The sequence below is a fragment of the Streptomyces sp. NPDC001868 genome (assembly GCF_040297125.1).
GTDB lineage: Bacteria > Actinomycetota > Actinomycetes > Streptomycetales > Streptomycetaceae > Streptomyces.
This window is the reverse complement of record NZ_JBEOYO010000062.1, coordinates 1-19,080: the sequence shown is the minus strand read 5'-3', so window position 1 is coordinate 19,080 and position 19,080 is coordinate 1. Positions and strand designations below refer to the sequence as shown.

Sequence of the window (19,080 nt, the reverse complement as noted above, 5' to 3'; positions counted from 1 at the left end):
TGAGGGCATGAGAAGGATGAACAGGGTCGTCCGCCCGGCCCGCGCCGAATGGGGGCTTCTGTACGACACCGTGCGCCCGGCCCTCGCGCGCCGGCGCCTGCGGGCGATCCCCATGACGCTCGCCGCCGTCTGCCTCGCGGCCGTCGTCCACCTCGTGCACCACCAGTCCTGGGGCTACCGGTTCATCGAGAACGCCGGTGCGGTGCGGGCCGAGGAGCCGCTCTGGCTCGCGCTGCTGCGGACGCCCCTCTCGCTGTTCGTACCGGCGCTGGATCTGCCCGTGTGGGGCGCGCTGGCGCAGATCCTGATCGTGTTCGGGATCGCGGAGATCTGTCTGGGCCGGTGGCGGACCCTGGCGATCGCGTACGTCGCCACGCTGGCCGGCACGCTGTACGCGCGCGTGGGCATCGCGCTCGGTCCGGACGTCCACTTCGTGGGGCTGCCCGCGTCGGACGCGCGGGTCGTGGACACCGGGCCGTCGGCGGCCGTGGTCGGGCTCGCCGTGTTCGTGGGGTGGCGCTACCGGGCGTACTTCACCGCGGGTGCGGTCGTCGTGGCGATGGTCGTCGAGGTGCTGGTGAAGGAGAACCTCGCGGGCAAGGAGCATCTGGCGGCCATCGCGGCGGTGCTGGTGGTGTGCGGGATCGACGCCGTACGTCAGCGGCGCTCCGGCGGGTCGGACGGGCGTGACGGGCCGGGGGGAAGCGAGGGGCGGGCCGCCGGCTCCAGTGCGGGTGGCGCGTCCGGGGTGCCGCCGATCCAGTTCTGAAGGCGGCGGCTGGGGCCCGTCCAGCGGCGGTCGTGGCGGTAGGCGCGCTTCCAGGACCGGGCGCGGGCGCGCGGGCGGCGGCGGTAGAAGCGGCGGGCCCAGGCGGAGGTGGGGCGGGCCAGGCGGACGGCGCCGACGACGGCGATGAACGGGATGACCACGCCGAAGATCGCCGTGCGGGCCTTGCCCTTGGCGAGGGCGATCAGGGCGATGAGGAAGTTCGTCCCCATGGTGGCCATGACGGCGCCCCGGTCCTGGAGTTCCTCGTCGTCGAGGTCGTTGACGCCGAAGGGGAGGAAGCCGACCAGCATCAGGCCCACCAGGGCGGCCGTCACCACGACCACCTCGACGCTCTGGCGGCCCGCCTCGCTCCAGTACACGTCGTCGAGGTGCAGGATCAGCGCGAACTCGTCCAGCACCAGGCCCACGCCCATGCCGAACAGCACGGCGGAGATCAGCGCGCCGAAGCCGTGCCCGTCGCCCGCCACCGAGCCGAAGCCGCCGACGACGGTGAGGACGACGCCGGGGACGACATGGTGGATGTGTACGCCGCCGCTGCCGCTGATGTTGCGGAAGGGGCCCTTGCCCGCGCGGATCAGACGGGTGATGACCCGGGTGATCAAGAACGTCAGTACGAACGCGAGAAGCGCGAGCAGCAGCGGGAGTTTGCCCGGCTCGATGATGTTCCGCTCCCACCAGTGACCCATATGCGAACTTTATCCATCACCGCCCCTGGGCGCCGCCGAGCCCGCCGGCGCCGCCGGGTAGCCTGCGCCGGTGTCCACGACCCCCGAGCCCGAGCCCCCGGCCGGCGAACCCCCGGCCCCCGCACCCGGTCCCACGCTCGCCGACGGCCCGCGTTTCGCCTTCGGCACCCTGACCGTGCTGCCGGTGACCGTGCGCCGCTGGGACCGTGAGGCCGCGCGCGCCGGGATGCTGTGCGCGCCCGTCGCCGGGCTGGTCGTCGGCCTGGCCTCGGCCGCGCTCGGCGGTCTTCTGCTGCTCCTGGGTTCCGGTCCCCTGCTCGCCGCCGTGGCCTCCGTCGCCGTACCGGCCGCGCTCACCCGGGGCCTGCACCTGGACGGGCTCGCCGACACCGCCGACGGGCTCGGCAGCGCCAGGCCGGCCGAGGACGCCCTGCGCGTCATGAAACAGTCGGACATCGGGCCGTTCGGGGTCATCACCCTCGTCCTGGTGCTGCTGGCCCAGGTCGCCGCGCTCACCGAGGCGTACGGGGAGTCCTGGGCACTGGGCGCGCTCGCGGCGGCCGTCTCGGCGACCGCCGCCAGGCTGGCCCTGACCCTGGCGGCGCGCGCCGGCGTACCCGCCGCCCGGCCCGAGGGGCTCGGGGCGGCGGTGGCGGGCGTGGTGCCGGTACGGGGCGCCCTGCTCGTCGCGGCCCTGGTCGGCTGCGCGGCGGCGGGCGCGGGCGCGCTCTTCGGGCCGTACGACCTCGCCCGTACGGTCCTCGCGGTCGTCCTCGCCTGCGCCGCCGCCGAACTCCTCCTCCGCCACTGCGTACGGCGGTTCGGCGGCGTCACCGGTGATGTGTTCGGCGGCCTCGCGGAGACCGCGGCGACGGCGGCGCTCCTGGTGTTCGCCCTGGGGTGATCCCCGGTGTGGTCCCGGCCGTGATCAGCAGGCCTTCCGCCACACCCCCAGCTCCCACTTCTTCAGCAGCGAGCTGAGTTCCAGGCGCCGGGCCTCGGGGCAGAAGTCGCCCGTCGGTATCTCGTACTCGACGTGGAAGACGGCTTTGCCGGCCTCGATGAACGGCGTCAGGTCGTCGCACTCCTCGAACTCCGCGCACTGTTCGTTGACCGCGAAGTCGAAGTCGTCGACGAGTTCGGGGATCTGGTCGAGGTCGTTCTTCAGGCCGACCGCGAGGCCGCGTTCGTGGGCGAGGCGGGCGATGAGGCGGTTGTAGCGGAGCTGGTCGGCGGCCTTGAGGGGGAAGCCGGTCCTGTTGCGGTAGCCGTCCATGTTGTCGGGCTCGACCGCGTCGAAGCCCTTCTCCGCGCACATGTCGATCCGGGCGGCCATCAGGGGTTCGAGGACGTCGGTCGCGCGGATGTCGAGCCAGCGTTCGCCCTCCCAGCCGTTGCCCTTCCCTATGACCGACTTCGGGAACTCGTCGGCGTCCGGACGCCAGTCCTCCCAGGCGCCGGTCGACAGATAGCAGATGACCTTGCGGCCGTCGTCGTGCAGACCGGCGACCGTGTCGGCGGAGTGGTCGAAGCCGTCGATGTCGTACACGGGGACGTCGACGGAGGTGTCCAGGCGCCCGCTGAGCTGCCACTGCCACTGCGTGCCGGGCTCGGGCCGCCAGCGGGCACCCTCATCCGTCTCGCCTCCGGTGCCCGGCTTGTCGTCGGGGGCGGCCGTGCACCCCGCGATCAGCAGGAGCAGGGACAGCAGGGCGCTGCGGGCGGTGAGGCGGCTCATCGGGTGGGCTCCAGGGCGTGCGGCAACGTACCCCAGGGATGATCCCCCACGCCGGGCACCGCACAGTGCACGGAGGCGCCCCGGCTGCGGGCGAGAGCGGCCACGTCGGTGCCCGGCGGCACCCCGTGCACCAGATGGCACACCCGCGCGCCGAGGCCGCCGCTGCCGCCGGGCCAGGGCTCGGGCGGCAGCTGGCGGTACGTCTCCCAACTGCCCTCGAAGGTGACGACGAGATCGGCGATCCGGGCGTACGCGGGGTGCGGCGGGGTGCCGTGGTTGAGGGCGAGGGTGGCGGGGCCCGCGCCCCAGACGGCCGCCGCGAGCCGCCGGTAGTAGTCGAACCCGCCCGGTTCCGCGGCCACTTGGTCGAGGAACGTGCCGTCGGTGCCGTACCAGGCGTGGTACCGGGTCAGGTCCCGTACGACATCGGTGACGGGGCGGCGGCCGTAGGCGGTGTCGGCGTAGCCGAGGAGCCGTACGCCCGCCGCCCGCAGCCGGCCCGCGACCCGGATGAACGCCGGGTCGGGGGCGTCGCCCGGCCCGCTGGCCGGGTTGAGGACGACACCGTAGAGGCGGGGCGCCGCCGCGACGAGGGCGTCCCATTCGGCGGGGCGGGCGGAGGGGTGCTCGTAGTAGGGAACCAGGAGAGAGGGACGGGAAGGGGGTCGTGTGTTCATCGGTGCGCCGTCGCCCTCCCCAGCAGTCCGCAGACCAGGCCCGCCTGGATCACGGCCGCGACGCCGTACACGAGCAGACCACTCCCGTGCGGGTCGCCCGGGTACGCCACCAGGGCGAGGGTCTGGGCGAGGGCGGTGGCGCAGCAGACGGCGGCGGCGCCCAGGACCGCGCCGAAGGACTGGAGCAGCAGGCCGGTCCAGAGCACCGCGCCCAGCAGGAGCAGGCCCGCGAAGTGGACGGCGTCGAGGCGCGGGGCCCCGGGCCACAGCGCGGCCGTGGCGTGGGCCAGGATCAGCAGGGAGGCGAGGTAGCCGGCCAGGCACTGGACCAGGGTCACCGTGGTGGCCCGCCAGAAGGCGCCCGAGGTGCTGGTGGAGCGCAGTCCGGCGAGGCCTCCGCTGCGGAAGCGGTACAGCAGCCATTCGGCGGGGCCCATGCTGAGCGTGAGCGCCACGGCGGCGGGGGTCGCGACCGAACCGCGCCCCTCGTGGGCGATCACGTCCCCGACGGCCGCGTACAGCACGAGCACCCCGATGCCGAGGCCGAAGAGGGCGTACGGGAGGGAGGCGGCCAGCCGGGGCGAGGCCGGGCCCTTCCCCGTCGTGCCGCCACCGGTGCCGAGGACGGCGGCGCGTCCGGCCGACCGGCCTCTCGTGCCCAACTCCCTTACGACGGGCGCCACTTCGTGTGCGGCGAGGACCACGACCGCCGACAGGGAGCCGGCCAGCAGGGTCAGCCGCGCCCAGTCGGGCACCTGCTGCACCAGGGCGAACAGCGCGCCCCCCGCCATGGGCAACAGGCTGTGCAGCAGGGCCCGTTCGCGGCCCAGGACGAGCAGGACGGTCGCGGCGCCCAGATAGCAGGACTCCCCGGCGGCGAAGGCCACCGCACCCAGATCCCCGCGGCCCGCCGCCAGGCAGGCCACCGTCGTACAGAGGAGCACGCCCACGGGGGCGCCGACGGCCAGGGAACGGCGGCACGCGTCACGGTCGCCCAACCCGAGCCAGGAGTACGCCCGGTGGGCGAGCCCCTGGTTCCACATCCAGCCGCACAGGGCGCCGGCCAGCAACGGGACCGTACCGGCGGGGAGGCCGGAGCCGTCCCCGGGGCCGGCGAGGAGGGGCGCGCCCAGGACGTAGGCGAGGCCGGGGAGGGCGAAGACCACGCCGCGCAGGAGGCAGCCCAGCAGGCCGATCCGCCAGGGATCGTGCGCGGGGCCGGCCGGTTCGGGGTAGGCCCGCTCGACGCGTTCGTACAACTCCTCGGCCAGGGCGAAGGAGTTGCGGCAGCCGTAGCGTTCACGGGTCCGGTCGTCGGACATGCCGTCGGACTCCAGCAGGGCGGCTATCTCGTCCGGGTGGACGGCCGCCGCTATGAACTCCCGGTGCCGCTCGGCCAGTTGGTCGATGGGGTCGGGCTCGGCCCAGCGCGGCCTGCGCTGGCGCGGGACGGCGGGGAGGGTGCCCGGCCGTGCTCCCGGGGAGGCTCCCGGGGGCGTGGAGGGGTCGCCGCTCACCAGTCGGTTCCGTCCGTCGCCACGGTCCGGTACCAGGGGTCGCGCAGTTCGACGGTCCAGTCGTCGACCGTCTCCGGCGCGGGCTCGTACACGACCTCGTCCCGGCCCGCGAGCTCCCGGTAGATCGTGCGAAAGGCGTCCACCGACCGGCGCAGGGTGAACCGGTCGATCACCCGCTGCCGCGCCAACTCACCCAAGCCGAGGCGGCGTTCGTCGTCGCGGAGGAGGGTGAGCGCGGCGGCGGCCATCATCTCCGGCTCGCGCGGGGGCACGACGATGCCGGTGTCGCCGACCGCCTCGCGGACCCCGCCGACATCGGTGGACACGGTCGTACGGCCGCAGGACATGGCCTCGATGAGGGAGAAGGGGAAGCCCTCGGAGATGGAGGACAGCATCACGACGTGCCCGGCGGCGTAGGCCCGCCACACCTCGGTGATACGGCCCTCGAAGGTGAGCCCGTCCGTGACACCCAGCTCGGCGGCGAGTTTCTCCAGCTCGGTGCGGTACGCCTCGCCGCCGGGCGGCACGGGCCCGAACAGCCGGAGTCTGGTCTCCGGGATCTCGGCGCGGACCATGGCGTACGCGTGCAGCAGGGTCTCCAGGTCCTTGATGGGGTCGACGCGTCCGCACCAGGTGAGGGTGGGCACCTCGGGTTCGGGGCCGGCGTGCGGGAAGGCGGCCGGGTCGACGCCGTTGTAGACCGTGCGGATCCGGTCGGTGTCGGCGCCGCCGCGCTCCTCCCAGCGGCGGTTGTACTGGTTGCAGGGGGTGATGAGGTCGGCGGCGCGGTAGCCGAGCCCGGTCAGCTCGCGGTGGAAGCCGAGCATGAAGGCCTTCACGGGCCAGCGCTGGTCGCCGCCCCGGTGACCGAGGTAGCGCTCACGGAGGTAGATGCCGTGCTCGGTGAGCAGGAACGGTACGCCGTCCAGCTCACGGGCGGCGAGCGCGGGCAGGGTGGCCAGGCCGCCGCTGACCGCGTGGGCCACACAGTCCTCGGGGAGCCGGGCGCCGAGCGGCCGCAGGGCGTGTTCCAGCAGGTCGGTCGCGGTGAGCGCGTCGTGGACCGTGGGGTGCGCGGCGGCCGTCGGCAGGTGTGGCATCGTCCAGATCCACATCAGCGAGCGCAGCGCCGACTCGGTGCGCAGGGCCGCCGACAGCTGTCCGGCGCGGGCGAGTTCGGCCAGCTCGTACAGGGCCGTGCCGAAGTCGCGGGGCGCGTCGGGGTCGAGGACGGAGAGCAGGAGCCGCTCGTAGGAGTCGGTGAAGCGGCGGCGGGCCGCGCCGTACGGGGCGCGGGCGCGGCCGGGGCGCGGGCCCCAGGTCGGTACGGAGGTGTGCCGGTACACGTTCGGCGGCAGTTCCCAGGTCACGGGTTCGCGGCCGGTTCCGGTGAGCGACACGAGGTGGAACTCGACGTCGGGCATGCCCTGGACGAGCTGGTCGCACCAGGTGCTGACCCCTCCGTGGACATGCGGGTAGGTGCCTTCGGTGAGCATGGTGACATGACTGCCGGTGCGCATGGCTGCGCCGCTCCCCCCTGTTGCTGTTACGCGGATGATGTGCGGGGAACTGCGGGTCCGGACCCCGGGTGCGGGTCGGTGGGGGCTGGTCGCGCCCCGCGGCGGAGCCGCATATCCAATACAGCCCCGCGCCCCTTTGGGGGCGCTCTACGGCAACTTGAGCTTTACGGCGGACTGGAGTGGTGCGGGCGTCGTCCAGGCCGAGCGGGCTCCCGCGTACGGGGTGCCGAACGTGGTTGTCCCGAGCGGGAGTTGCTGGACGGTCCCCTTCGGTGCCGTCATCGGGATCTCCAGCCCCTTGGGTGCCGTCACCGTCACCGACGTACCGATCCGGTACGCGGTGACCGTGCCGTTGGCGACGGCGGTCTGCCAGGCGGCCCGGCGCTTCAGCTCGGTGCCGACCGCGTTCTGCCGGGGGCTCTCCAGCGGGGTGTCGGCGGCGAAGAGGGCCCGGTAGTCGGCGAGCACCCGGTCCAGGACCGGGTAGAGGAGGCGCTCCTCGGCCAGGTTGGACTGGTGGGCGTAGTGCGGTCGCGGGTCGTTGCCGATGACGTGCAGCAGGGCGGTACGGGCCTCCTGCGGGACGATGTGCGACGCGTACCCCGTGGCCGGGTCCAGCGGGGCGGCCAGGCAGGTGGAGGTCGCGTTGTTCTCGCAGACGCCGCTGCCGCCGTCGGCCGCCGAGGTGTAGACCCAGTTGTACTCGTCGACCATCTCGGCGGCCGTGCCCACGTTGTAGAAGACGTTCATCGGGTGGCGGGGCACGGTCAGCGCGGCGCCCACCGGACGCTGGGCCGGTTCACGGGAATTGTCGGAGGCGATCCATTTGACACCGTTGTCGGCGAGCGCGCCCGCGAGGTTCGGGTTGTCGTCCGGCTGCTGCGGCAGCGTCCGCAGACCCGAGTGCTCGCCCGTCACCAGTTCGTCGTGCCGCACCGGAAGGCCGCGCGCGACGGCCCAGTCGTGGTTGTCGCGGATCTGCTGGGCGATCTCGGCGCGGCTCAGATAGCGGGTGGTGCCGTTCGCGTCCTTCGCGCAGCTCCACGGGACGGTCGAGGTGTCCTGGACGCAGCCGAGGTACTGGTGGGTGTAGGTGTGGTTGATCCAGCGGTACGCGCTCCGGTCGGCGAGCAGCCGGTCGGCGAGGGCGTCGGCGTTGCCGTTCGCCGCCTTCCACTCCTCGCCGCTGCCCCCGTTGTAGACCATGTCGAGGGTGAAGCCGCTGGACTGCTGCCACTGCTTGGTGTACTCGGCGTCGGCGGCGGTCATCCGGATCGGCTCGGTGCCCGCGCCCTCCCCGCCGCCGCAGTTGAAGCTGCCGGGGGTGCAGTTGTGCTCGGTGTCCCAGCGGCTGTCGGGTGCGAAGACGTCGTCGACGTGGACGGCGAAGTAGTTCCGGTTCCGGCCGAGGTGCACCCCGTCCGTCAGCCATTCGACGATGCCCCGGGCCAGCACCCGGAACTGCCGCTGGTACTGGTTGTAGGCGAAGGTGACGACCAGTTCGCGGCGCCCGTCGTGGGCGTACTCGCCGACCAGGCTGCCCCGGCCGCTGCCGCCGGGCACGGGGAGGTCGACATAGCTGGTGTAGCCCGCGCGGGGCCGGGCCACGAAGCCGTAACTCTCCTGTGTGGACGGGGAGTTGTCCTCGAAGGCGAACTGTCCGTCCAGATAGCCGAAGCGGCTCGCCTTCCCGGCGGCGGTCACCGTGGCCTCGCGGCCGTCGAGGGAGCCGGCCCAGCCGCCCTCGCTCGTGTAGTCGAGGCCGACCCCGGGGTGCGCCCAGGTGTAGGCGTCGACCTGCGGGATGCCGTACGTCCGCTCGTACGTCTCCAGCGCGGTCTGCTCGGCCGAACCCGCGCCGAACGGGGCCTCGTTGGGCAGCACCACGCCCTGGTACTTGGCACGCGGGGTGCCGCCGACCGTGTCGCTGAGGAAAGCGGCGTTCACGGTAGGGCGGTTCGCGTCGTTGAGGTCCACGCGGGTGTACGGGATGCCGGTGCTCTTCAGCTCCGCGGCGATGGCCTGGACGGGGCTGTCGCCGTTGTCCAGCACCAGGACCCGCAGATCGACGCGCGGTGCGGCGGCGGCCGACGCTTCCGGTATGCCCAGGCCCGCCGCCAGCAGGCTCGCGCTCGCCACGACCGCGGCGGCGTTTCTCCATCCGGGCACGCTGTGCGTCATGTTCGCCCCTCCCCGAAAAAGATTCCCTGCGACCGAACCGAAGCGCATGCCGAGGGGAATCTGTGGAAATGATGCGGACCGATGAGGTGATCACTCACCGGCGGGACGAGTGTGGCCCAGGTCAGGGCACATCAGGCACGAAAATGACCATGAAGCCACATAGGGGTGAATGCCCGCAGGAGTGATCGAAATCCGGTGGGCCGCGCTACGCGCGAAGAACGGTCGGCGCCGCGCCCCGGACCATGGAACGCGTGGCACCGGCCCGGCGATAAGGGATCCCCCTATGCCGAATTCATGGGGATCTCCCTGCACGGCCGGAGCCGAAAGTCGGGGAGGCTGGTCGCAGCGGACGCCCTGCGGACGGCGGGAGCGCAACCGGCCCACGCCCCAGGTCCGATGGGCCGAACAAGGGCCTAGGCTCGTTCTCGGCACGTCGACCCATCCGTTCGGCCACCGAAACTCAATCGGAAGCGAGATTTCACCACCGTGACTGCTCTCACTCTCAGCACCGCCGCCGCGCCGGGCCTCCGTGCCGACGCCATCGTGGTCGGTGTCGCGAAGGGCCCTGCATCTCGGCCTGGGGGCCTGGTCGTAGCGCCGGGCGCCGAGGCTGTGGACAAGGCTTACGACGGCAAGCTGGCGGGCCTCCTGGAGACCCTCGGCGCCTCGGGCGCCGAGGGCGAGGTGACGAAGCTGCCCGCGCCGTCCGGCTTCAAGGCGCCGCTCGTGGTGGCGGTGGGCCTCGGCGCGGTGCCCGAGAAGGACGGCTCGTTCGGCGCGGAGGCGCTGCGCCGCGCGGCCGGTGCCGCGGCCCGCGCCCTGTCCGGTACGAAGAAGGCCGCTTTCGCGCTGCCCGTCGAGGACGCCGACGCCGTGGCCGCCGTCTCCGAGGGCGCGCTGCTCGGCGCGTACTCCTTCGACGCCTACAAGGAGCAGAACAAGGACGCGAAGGCGAAGAACGGCAAGGCGCCGCTCGCCGAGATCGCCCTGCTCGGCGCGAAGCCCCGCGACAAGGCCCACAAGGCGGCCGCCGAGCGCGCGATCGCGGTGACCGAGGAGCTGAACCGCGCCCGCGACCTGATCAACACGCCGCCGAACGACCTCGACCCGGAGGCCTTCGCCGCCGTCGCGCAGACCGCGGCCAAGGAACACGGCATCAAGGTGACCGTGCTCGACGAGAAGGCGCTCGCCAAGGGCGGCTACGGCGGCATCCTCGGCGTCGGCGCGGGCTCCGCGGCAACGCCCCGGCTGGTGCAGCTGTCGTACACCCACTCCAAGGCGAAGAAGCACCTGGCGTTCGTCGGCAAGGGCATCACCTACGACTCGGGCGGCATCTCGCTCAAGCCCGCCGGGCACAACGAGACGATGAAGTGCGACATGAGCGGTGCCGCCGCCGTGTTCGCCGCCGTCGTCGCCGCCGCGCGCCTCGGTCTCGAAGTCAACGTCACCGGCTGGCTCGCCCTCGCCGAGAACATGCCGTCCGGCTCCGCCACCCGCCCGGGTGATGTGCTGCGCATGTACAGCGGCAAGACGGTCGAGGTGCTGAACACCGACGCCGAGGGCCGGCTCGTCCTGGCCGACGCGCTCGCCAAGGCCTCCGAGGACAAGCCGGACGCGATCGTCGACGTGGCGACGCTGACCGGCGCGATGATGCTGGCGCTGGGCAACCGGACGTTCGGGATCATGGCCAACGACGACGCGTTCCGCTCCGCGGTGCACGAGGCGGCGGAGGAGGCCGGGGAGCCTGCGTGGCCGATGCCGCTGCCGGACCACCTGCGCAAGGGGATGGACTCCCCGACCGCCGACATCGCGAACATGGGGGAGCGGTACGGCGGCGGGCTCGTCGCCGGGCTGTTCCTGAAGGAGTTCGTGGGCGAGGGGATCACCTGGGCGCACCTGGACATCGCGGGGCCGGCGTTCAACGAGGGCGGGCCCTTCGGGTACACGCCCAAGGGTGGGACCGGGACCGCGGTGCGGACTCTGGTGCGGCTGGCCGAGCGGGCTGCCTCCGGCGACCTGGGGTGATGTCCGCCCCCTGGCTCGACACCTGAGGGACGCGGGCGACTGCGGGCCGGCTGTGGCCGGTCGCGCGGTTCCCCGCGCCCCTGAAGGGCGCGCTGCCGCCCTGCCCCGTCACAAGTGAGCGTGTGGTGTCTCACACCCCGGCCCGGCGTCTCGTTCCCTCTCGACAAGTGCGAAGATGGGGCTCGGCAGGACAGGGCCCCCACCACAGGGCCGAAGAAGAGCGGCCGGACACCAGCCGCCGCGCGGTCGAGGACGACCGGCGTACGGCGCACATGCATGGAGGACGTGACGTGGCGAACGACGCCAGCACCGTTTTCGACCTAGTGATCCTCGGCGGTGGTAGCGGTGGTTACGCCGCGGCCCTGCGCGGGGCTCAGCTGGGCCTGGACGTCGCCCTGATCGAGAAGGACAAGGTCGGCGGCACCTGCCTGCACCGGGGATGCATTCCCACGAAGGCCCTGCTGCACGCGGGCGAGATCGCCGACCAGGCCCGCGAGAGCGAGCAGTTCGGTGTGAAGGCCACCTTCGAGGGCATCGACGTGCCCGCCGTGCACAAGTACAAGGACGGCGTGATCTCCGGCCTGTACAAGGGTCTGCAGGGGCTCATCGCCTCCCGCAAGGTCACCTACATCGAGGGTGAGGGCCGACTGTCCTCCCCCACCTCCGTCGACGTCAACGGCCAGCGCGTCCAGGGCCGTCACGTCCTGCTGGCGACCGGCTCCGTGCCGAAGTCGCTGCCGGGCCTGGAGATCGACGGCAACCGCATCATCTCCTCGGACCACGCCCTCGTCCTGGACCGTGTCCCGAAGTCCGCGATCGTCCTCGGCGGCGGTGTCATCGGCGTCGAGTTCGCCTCCGCCTGGAAGTCCTTCGGCACCGACATCACGATCATCGAGGGCCTGAAGCACCTGGCCCCCCTCGAGGACGAGAACTCCTCCAAGCTTCTTGAGCGCGCCTTCCGCAAGCGCGGCATCAAGTTCAACCTGGGCACCTTCTTCTCGAAGGCCGAGTACACCCAGGACGGTGTCAAGGTCACCCTCGCCGACGGCAAGGAGTTCGAGGCCGAGCTGCTGCTGGTGGCCGTCGGCCGCGGGCCGGTCTCCGCCGGTCTCGGCTACGAGGAGCAGGGCGTCGCGATGGACCGCGGCTACGTCCTGGTCGACGAGTACATGCGGACGAACGTCCCGACCATCTCCGCCGTCGGTGACCTGGTCCCGACGCTCCAGCTCGCGCACGTCGGCTTCGCCGAGGGCATCCTGGTGGCGGAGCGTCTGGCCGGTCTCAAGGCCGTCCCGATCGACTACGACGGTGTCCCGCGGGTGACGTACTGCCACCCCGAGGTCGCCTCCGTGGGCATCACCGAGGCCAAGGCCAAGGAGATCTACGGCGCGGACAAGGTCGTCGCTCTGAAGTACAACCTCGCGGGCAACGGCAAGAGCAAGATCCTCAACACCTCGGGCGAGATCAAGCTCGTCCAGGTCAAGGACGGTGCCGTGGTCGGCGTCCACATGGTCGGCGACCGCATGGGCGAGCAGGTGGGCGAGGCCCAGCTGATCTACAACTGGGAAGCGCTCCCCGCCGAGGTCGCCCAGCTCATCCACGCCCACCCGACGCAGAACGAGGCGCTCGGCGAGGCCCACCTGGCCCTCGCGGGCAAGCCGCTGCACTCGCACGACTGACCCCTCGGTCGACGAAGCGACGATCCAGACTTCCGCAATCGTTAAGGAGCAACAGAAACCATGGCGGTTTCCGTAACCCTTCCGGCGCTCGGCGAGAGCGTCACCGAGGGCACTGTCACCCGCTGGCTGAAGGCCGAGGGTGAGCGCGTAGAGGCCGACGAGCCGCTGCTCGAGGTGTCGACCGACAAGGTCGACACCGAGATCCCCTCCCCCGCAGCCGGCATCCTGGCCTCCATCAAGGTCGCCGAGGACGAGACCGTCGAGGTCGGCGCCGAGCTGGCGCTGATCGACGACGGCTCGGGCGCGCCCGCCGCCGCCCCGGCCCCCGCCGCCGCCGCCGCCGAGGAGGCTCCGGCTCCGGCCCCCGAGCCCGCCGCGGCCGCGCCCTCCACCGAGCAGGCCGCCCCCGCGCCCGCCCCGACCGCCGAGGCGGCCACCGGCGGTGGCTCCGCCGAGGGCACCGACGTGGTCCTCCCGGCGCTCGGCGAGTCCGTCACCGAGGGCACCGTCACCCGCTGGCTCAAGGAGGTCGGCGACTCCGTCGAGGCCGACGAGCCGCTGCTGGAGGTCTCCACGGACAAGGTCGACACCGAGATCCCGGCGCCCACCTCCGGTGTGCTCCTGGAGATCACGGTCGCCGAGGACGAGACCGCCGAGGTCGGCGCCAAGCTGGCCGTCATCGGCGCCCCGGGTGCCGCTCCGGCGGCCGCCCCGGCCGCCCCGGCTCCGGCGCCCGCCGCCGCTGCCCCGGCCCCGCCGGCCCCCGCGCCCGCTCCGGCCGCCCCCGCGGCTCCGGCTCCGGCCCCCGCGCCGGCGGCCCCCGCCGCCCCGGCTCCGGCGCCCGTCGCCGCCGCGCCGGCTCCCGCGCCCGCCCCGGTCACCCCGGCTCCGGCCGCCGCCCCGGTCGCGTCCGCCGCCACCAAGGCGACCGACGAGGGCGCGTACGTCACCCCGCTGGTGCGCAAGCTCGCCGCCGAGAACGGTGTCGACCTGGGCGCCGTCAAGGGCACCGGCGTCGGCGGTCGTATCCGCAAGCAGGACGTCATCGCCGCCGCCGAGGCCGCGAAGGCCGCCGCCGCTGCCCCGGCTCCGGCCGCCGCCGCTCCGGCTCCCGCCGCGAAGAAGGCGCCGGCCCTGGAGGCCTCGCCCCTGCGTGGCCAGACCGTCAAGATGCCGCGCATCCGCAAGGTCATCGGCGACAACATGGTCAAGGCGCTGCACGAGCAGGCGCAGCTGTCGTCGGTCGTCGAGGTCGACGTCACGCGTCTGATGCGGCTGCGCGCCCGGGCCAAGGACTCGTTCGCGGCCCGTGAGGGCGTCAAGCTCTCCCCGATGCCGTTCTTCGTCAAGGCCGCGGCCCAGGCGCTGAAGGCGCACGCGCCCATCAACGCCCGGATCAACGAGGGCGAGGGCACGATCACCTACTTCGACGCCGAGAACATCGGTATCGCGGTGGACTCCGAGAAGGGCCTGATGACCCCGGTCATCAAGGGCGCGGGCGACCTCAACATCGCCGGTATCGCCAAGGCCACCGCCGATCTGGCGGGCAAGGTCCGGGCCAACAAGATCACCCCGGACGAGCTGTCCGGCGCGACCTTCACCATCTCCAACACCGGTTCGCGCGGCGCGCTCTTCGACACGATCATCGTGCCGCCGAACCAGGTCGCGATCCTCGGCATCGGCGCCACGGTCAAGCGCCCGGCCGTCCTGGAGACGGAGGAGGGCACGGTCATCGCCGTCCGCGACATGACCTACCTGACCCTCTCCTACGACCACCGTCTGGTGGACGGCGCCGACGCGGCCCGTTACCTGACGGCCGTCAAGGCGATCCTGGAGGCGGGCGAGTTCGAGGTCGAACTCGGCCTGTAGTACGCCCAGGTCCGCCCTCGGGCCGGCCACAGCACGACGGTGCCCCGTCCGGAGACTTCCGGGCGGGGCACCGGTGCGTTCGCCGACGACCGTCGGCCGCTCGGCGGCCCGGCCGGTACGGGTCTTTACAAACCGGCTCTCCGTGGGAGCGTGTAAGTCTCGTCTCACCTGCGCGAAAGCGCCCCCGTGCACCTCTCCCCCGGAGGGCCGCGGCTCTATTGTCTAGAGGTCAACGCCTTGGGGCTCGTCCCCCGCCGGTCCCCCGCCGAAGGAGCCCGCATGACCACCGCGCCGCCCGTCGTCCACTCGCTGCGCGAACAGATCCGCGAGCACATCGTGGAGGGGATCGTGAGCGGGCGGTGGAAGCCGGGTGAGCGGATCGTGGAGCGGCGGATCGCGACGGAGCTGGAGGTCAGCCAGACTCCCGTGCGGGAGGCGTTGCGTGAGCTGGAGTCGCTGCGGTTGATCGAATCCGCGCCGAACAAGGGCGTACGGGTACGGAATCTGACCGCCGCCGACCTGGAGGAGAGCTACCCCGTACGGGCCGGTCTGGAGGCGATCGCGGCGGAGCTGGCGGCGGAGCGGCTGGCCGAGGACTGCTCGGCGCTGGAGCCGCATGTGGCCGCGCTGTACGAGGCGGACCGGAACGCCGATGGCACGTCCCAGGTACGGCACACGGTGGCGTTCCACCGGGAGCTGGTGCGGGCGGCCGGCAACTCGGTGCTGCTGCACACGTGGGAGGGGCTGGGGATCGAGGTCTTCACCGCGCTCTCGATCCGCTGGCTGGGCACGGTCCAGCAGTCCTACGCCGAGGAGCACGAGGAGCTGGTCGCGGCCTTCCGGCGCCGCGACCCGCGGATCGCCGACCTGGTCAAGGCCCACGTGTTGGGCTGCGCCCCGCACACGGACGACGAGCCGGCCTAGCCGCGTGGGGTGCACTCAGGGGGCCGGTTGGGGTGCGTTGGCGGGTGCGGGTCCGGTGGGGGCCAGCCGCGCAGTTCCCCGCGCCCCTAGAAGCTTCGGGCCCCGGGGGGCCTGAAGAGACCACGGTTTGGGGGCCTGAAGGACCACGGTTTGGGGGGCCTGTAGGGACCACGGCTTCGGGGCCTGAAAGGTGACGGGGCTGCGGGCCTGAAAAGCGCAGGGCGCAGCCCGTGCTTTTCAGGGGCGCGGGGAACTGCGCGAGAAGCCCCACGCATCCGCAGCCGAGAACGCACCCCAACCGGCCCACCCCCTGAGCGCACCCCCGCTCAAACGCCGCCCCACCTGCACAAACCCCGCCCCACAACGGCACCCGGTGTCTCCGCCAAGGGCACCCCGTGCCGACTTTCTCGGGATCAAGAGATTTTGCCCGCGACCCTTTGATCGATCATCGATCAGCGGGTTACAGTCGCCGACGGGCTTCCACCGAAGCCCACCGCCCTGTCCTGCCAAAGACCAAGGGCAACCCCCGAACCCTTACCGATGAGGGAACCCCCTTCGACTGAGGAAGGCGGCGCAATGACCGACTCCAACGCCATCCAGCCGAGCGCGCTCGACCAGCTCCCCGACCGGGATCCGGAGGAGACCGCCGAATGGCAGGCCTCGCTGGACGCCGTCACCAAGGCGGCCGGGCCGCACCGCGCGGCGTACTTGATGCGCCGCACCCTGGAGCGTGCGGAGGGCAACGGCGTCGCGCTGCCCAAGCTGCTCGAGACGGACTACGTCAACACCATCCCCACCGCCGCCGAGCCGGGCGTCCCCGGTGACGAGGCGCTGGAACGCCGTATCACCGCGTGGAACCGCTGGAACGCGGCCGCGATGGTCACCCGCGGCTCCAAATACGGCGTCGGCGGCCACATCGCCACCTTCGCCTCCGCGGCCTGGCTCTACGAGACGGGCTTCAACCACTTCTTCAAGGGCAAGGAGGCCGACGGCTCGGGCGACCAGCTCTACATCCAGGGCCACGCCTCCCCCGGCATCTACGCCCGCGCCTTCCTCGACGGCCGCCTGAACGAGTCCCACCTGGACAACTTCCGCCGCGAGGCGGCCGGCGACGGCCTCCCGTCGTACCCGCACCCCCGCCGCCTGCCCTGGCTGTGGGAGTTCCCGACGGTGAGCATGGGCCTCGGCCCCCTCTCCGCCATCTACCAGGCGCGGTTCAACCGCTATCTCACCAGCCGTGGCATCAAGGACGTCTCGAACTCCCACGTCTGGGCGTTCCTCGGCGACGGCGAGATGGACGAGCCGGAGTCCACGGCGGCACTCGCCCTTGCCTCCCGTGAGGGTCTGGACAACCTCACCTTCGTCATCAACTGCAACCTGCAGCGCCTCGACGGCCCGGTCCGCGCGAACTTCAAGATCGTGCAGGAGCTGGAGGCCCAGTTCCGGGGCGCCGGCTGGAACGTCGTCAAGTCGCTGTGGGGTTCGGCCTGGGACGAGCTGTTCCAGCTGGACACGACCGGGGCGCTCGTACGCCGCCTCCGTGAGGTGCCCGACGCGCAGGTGCAGACGTACCAGACCCGCGACGCCGCCTACATCCGCCAGGACTTCTTCGGCTCCGACCCGGCGCTCGTCGAGATGGCGAAGCTGCTGAGCGACGACAAGATCCTGGAGTGTTTCCACCTCTCGCGCGGTGGTCACGAGGCGCGCAAGGTGTACGCCGCCTACAAGGCCGCCGTCGAGTTCAAGGGCGCGCCGACCGTCGTCTTGGCCCAGACCGTCAAGGGCTTCACCCTCGGCGAGGGCTTCGCGTCGAAGAACGCCAACCACCAGATGAAGAAGCTGTCGGTGGACGAGTTCAAGCAGATGCGTGACCTGCTCGAACTCCCCATCAAGGACAGCGACTTCGTCGACGGGGTCGTGCCCTACGGTCACCCGGGCGCCGACTCCGCCGAGGTCCGCTACCTCCAGGAGCGCCGCGCGGCCCTCGGCGGTCCCGCCCCCGCCCGCCGTACGCACGCCCTCGCCCCCCTCCCGGCCGCCGCCGACAAGACCTTCGCCGCCTTCGACAAGGGCTCCGGCTCGCAGAACGTGGCGACGACCATGGCCTTCGTCCGCCTGGTCAAGGACCTGGTCCGCGACAAGCAGACGGGCAGGCGCTGGGTGCCGATCGTCCCCGACGAGGCGCGCACCTTCGGCATGGAGAGCCTCTTCCCCTCCCTCGGGATCTACTCCCCCAAGGGCCAGACGTACGAGCCGGTCGACCGTGACCAGCTGATGTACTACAAGGAGGCCAAGGACGGCCAGATCCTCAACGAGGGGATCACCGAGGCCGGTTCCATGGCGGACTTCATCGCCGCCTCGACGTCGTACTCGACGCACGGCGAGGCGATGATCCCGTTCTACATCTTCTACTCGATGTTCGGCTGGCAGCGTACGGCCGACCAGATGTGGCAGCTCGGCGACCAGCTCGGCCGCGGCTTCCTCGTCGGCGCGACGGCCGGCCGTACGACGCTGACGGGCGAGGGCCTCCAGCACGCCGACGGCCACTCGCCGGTGATCGCGGCGACGAACCCGGCGGCGCTGACGTACGACCCGGCGTTCGCGTACGAGGTCGCGGCGATCGTCAAGGACGGTCTGCGGCGGATGTACGGCGAGGCGGCCCCGGGTGAGGACCCGAACGTCTTCTACTACCTGACCGTCTACAACGAGCCGATGCCGCAGCCCGCGAAGCCCGGCGTGGCCGGGGTGGACGAGGGCATCGTCAAGGGCCTGTACCGCTTCAACACGGCCGAGTCGGCGGGGCTGTCCCCGGCGGCGAACGCTCCGCGCATCCAGCTGCTCGGCTCCGGTACGGCGATCCACTGGACGCTCGAGGCGCAGAAGCTGCTCGCGGAGGAGTGGGGTGTGGCGGCCGACGTCTGGTCGGCGACGTCCTGGACGGAGCTGCGGCGGGACGCCCTGGAGGCGGACGCGGCGCTGCTGCGCGGCGAGGAGCGGATGCCGTACGTCCGTCAGGTGCTGCAGGGTGCCGAGGGGCCGGTCCTGGCGGTCTCCGACTACATGCGCCAGGTCCCGGACCAGATCGCGCAGTGGGTCGAGCAGGACTACTCCTCGCTGGGTGCGGACGGCTTCGGTCTCTCCGACACGCGTGAGGCGGCCCGTCGGCACTTCGGGGTCGACGCGCAGTCCGTCGTCGTGGCGGCGCTCGCCCAGCTCGCGCGGCGGGGTGAGGTCAAGGCGACGGCCGTGAAGGAGGCCCGGGAGCGGTACGGGCTGTGACCCCGGTGGGGGTGACGGGGGTTCTCCTTCGCCCCCGCCGCCCCTACCCGTCCCATCCCCAGGGGCTGCGCCCCTTCGACCCCCTGAGGTCGGAGTTCGGGTGCGGGTCCGGTGGGGGCTGGTCGCGCAGTTCCCCGCGCCCCTGAAAAAGCAGGGGCTGCGCCCCGTGCTTTTTCAACGGCCCGCAGGGGCCGT

At 72.2% G+C, this 19,080-nt stretch carries 13 protein-coding genes; 7 read left to right on the top strand and 6 right to left on the bottom strand.

What is annotated here, in order from left to right; genetic code table 11:
• Positions 1–7 precede the first annotated feature (7 nt).
• Positions 8–769, top strand: coding sequence for a hypothetical protein (locus tag ABT147_RS40345; protein ID WP_502983245.1), 762 nt, complete (start codon positions 8–10; stop codon positions 767–769).
• Here the strand turns inward: ABT147_RS40345 and ABT147_RS40340 are convergent.
• Positions 658–1,476: a hypothetical protein gene (locus ABT147_RS40340; protein ID WP_351415988.1), complete on the bottom strand. Its 819-nt coding sequence runs from the start codon at positions 1,474–1,476 to the stop codon at positions 658–660. The two genes, ABT147_RS40345 and ABT147_RS40340, sit on opposite strands and share 112 nt — an antisense overlap.
• Before the next feature lie 70 nt (positions 1,477–1,546).
• On the opposite strand from ABT147_RS40340, the gene ABT147_RS40335 reads away from it, so the two are divergent.
• Positions 1,547–2,380: an adenosylcobinamide-GDP ribazoletransferase gene (locus ABT147_RS40335; RefSeq protein ID WP_502983244.1), complete on the top strand. Its 834-nt coding sequence runs from the start codon at positions 1,547–1,549 to the stop codon at positions 2,378–2,380.
• 24 nt (positions 2,381–2,404) lie between these two features.
• Here the strand turns inward: ABT147_RS40335 and ABT147_RS40330 are convergent, their stop codons facing one another.
• The 5 genes from ABT147_RS40330 to ABT147_RS40310 form a co-directional block, all read right to left on the bottom strand.
• Complete coding sequence (locus ABT147_RS40330; RefSeq protein ID WP_351415986.1) at positions 2,405–3,214, bottom strand: endo alpha-1,4 polygalactosaminidase; 810 nt, start codon at positions 3,212–3,214, stop codon at positions 2,405–2,407.
• Positions 3,211–3,891, bottom strand: a complete 681-nt coding sequence (locus ABT147_RS40325; RefSeq protein ID WP_351415984.1) for a spherulation-specific family 4 protein — start codon at positions 3,889–3,891, stop codon at positions 3,211–3,213. Before ABT147_RS40325 ends, ABT147_RS40330 begins: the two co-directional genes overlap by 4 nt.
• Positions 3,888–5,408 (bottom strand): hypothetical protein, encoded by a 1,521-nt coding sequence (locus ABT147_RS40320; protein ID WP_351415983.1) that lies wholly within the window; start codon positions 5,406–5,408, stop codon positions 3,888–3,890. Before ABT147_RS40320 ends, ABT147_RS40325 begins: the two co-directional genes overlap by 4 nt.
• Complete coding sequence (gene pelF, locus ABT147_RS40315; RefSeq protein WP_351415980.1) at positions 5,405–6,928, bottom strand: GT4 family glycosyltransferase PelF; 1,524 nt, start codon at positions 6,926–6,928, stop codon at positions 5,405–5,407. Before pelF ends, ABT147_RS40320 begins: the two co-directional genes overlap by 4 nt.
• Before the next feature lie 147 nt (positions 6,929–7,075).
• Complete coding sequence (locus tag ABT147_RS40310) at positions 7,076–9,109, bottom strand: hypothetical protein (protein ID WP_351415978.1); 2,034 nt, start codon at positions 9,107–9,109, stop codon at positions 7,076–7,078.
• 486 nt (positions 9,110–9,595) lie between these two features.
• Between ABT147_RS40310 and ABT147_RS40305 the strand changes: the two genes are divergently transcribed.
• From ABT147_RS40305 to aceE, 5 genes are all read left to right on the top strand, one after another.
• Positions 9,596–11,134, top strand: a complete 1,539-nt coding sequence (locus tag ABT147_RS40305; RefSeq protein WP_351415975.1) for a leucyl aminopeptidase — start codon at positions 9,596–9,598, stop codon at positions 11,132–11,134.
• Positions 11,135–11,424: 290 nt separating this feature from the next.
• Positions 11,425–12,813, top strand: coding sequence for a dihydrolipoyl dehydrogenase (gene lpdA / locus ABT147_RS40300; protein ID WP_351415973.1), 1,389 nt, complete (start codon positions 11,425–11,427; stop codon positions 12,811–12,813).
• A 60-nt stretch (positions 12,814–12,873) separates the two neighbouring features.
• Complete coding sequence (sucB, locus tag ABT147_RS40295) at positions 12,874–14,682, top strand: 2-oxoglutarate dehydrogenase, E2 component, dihydrolipoamide succinyltransferase (protein WP_351415970.1); 1,809 nt, start codon at positions 12,874–12,876, stop codon at positions 14,680–14,682.
• 279 nt (positions 14,683–14,961) lie between these two features.
• Positions 14,962–15,606: a GntR family transcriptional regulator gene (locus tag ABT147_RS40290; protein ID WP_351415968.1), complete on the top strand. Its 645-nt coding sequence runs from the start codon at positions 14,962–14,964 to the stop codon at positions 15,604–15,606.
• Between the two features lie 576 nt (positions 15,607–16,182).
• Positions 16,183–18,885, top strand: a complete 2,703-nt coding sequence (aceE, locus tag ABT147_RS40285) for a pyruvate dehydrogenase (acetyl-transferring), homodimeric type (RefSeq protein ID WP_351415965.1) — start codon at positions 16,183–16,185, stop codon at positions 18,883–18,885.
• Positions 18,886–19,080 lie beyond the last annotated feature (195 nt).

Coding starts and splice junctions, on each gene's coding strand:
- ABT147_RS40345 (WP_502983245.1), top strand. CDS start 8: ATGAGAAGGATGAACAGGGTCGTCCGCCCGGCCCGCGCCGAATGGGGG.
- ABT147_RS40340 (WP_351415988.1), bottom strand. CDS start 1,476: ATGGGTCACTGGTGGGAGCGGAACATCATCGAGCCGGGCAAACTCCCG.
- ABT147_RS40330 (WP_351415986.1), bottom strand. CDS start 3,214: ATGAGCCGCCTCACCGCCCGCAGCGCCCTGCTGTCCCTGCTCCTGCTG.
- ABT147_RS40325 (WP_351415984.1), bottom strand. CDS start 3,891: ATGAACACACGACCCCCTTCCCGTCCCTCTCTCCTGGTTCCCTACTAC.
- pelF (WP_351415980.1), bottom strand. CDS start 6,928: ATGCGCACCGGCAGTCATGTCACCATGCTCACCGAAGGCACCTACCCG.
- ABT147_RS40310 (WP_351415978.1), bottom strand. CDS start 9,109: ATGACGCACAGCGTGCCCGGATGGAGAAACGCCGCCGCGGTCGTGGCG.
- sucB (WP_351415970.1), top strand. CDS start 12,874: ATGGCGGTTTCCGTAACCCTTCCGGCGCTCGGCGAGAGCGTCACCGAG.
- ABT147_RS40290 (WP_351415968.1), top strand. CDS start 14,962: ATGACCACCGCGCCGCCCGTCGTCCACTCGCTGCGCGAACAGATCCGC.
- aceE (WP_351415965.1), top strand. CDS start 16,183: ATGACCGACTCCAACGCCATCCAGCCGAGCGCGCTCGACCAGCTCCCC.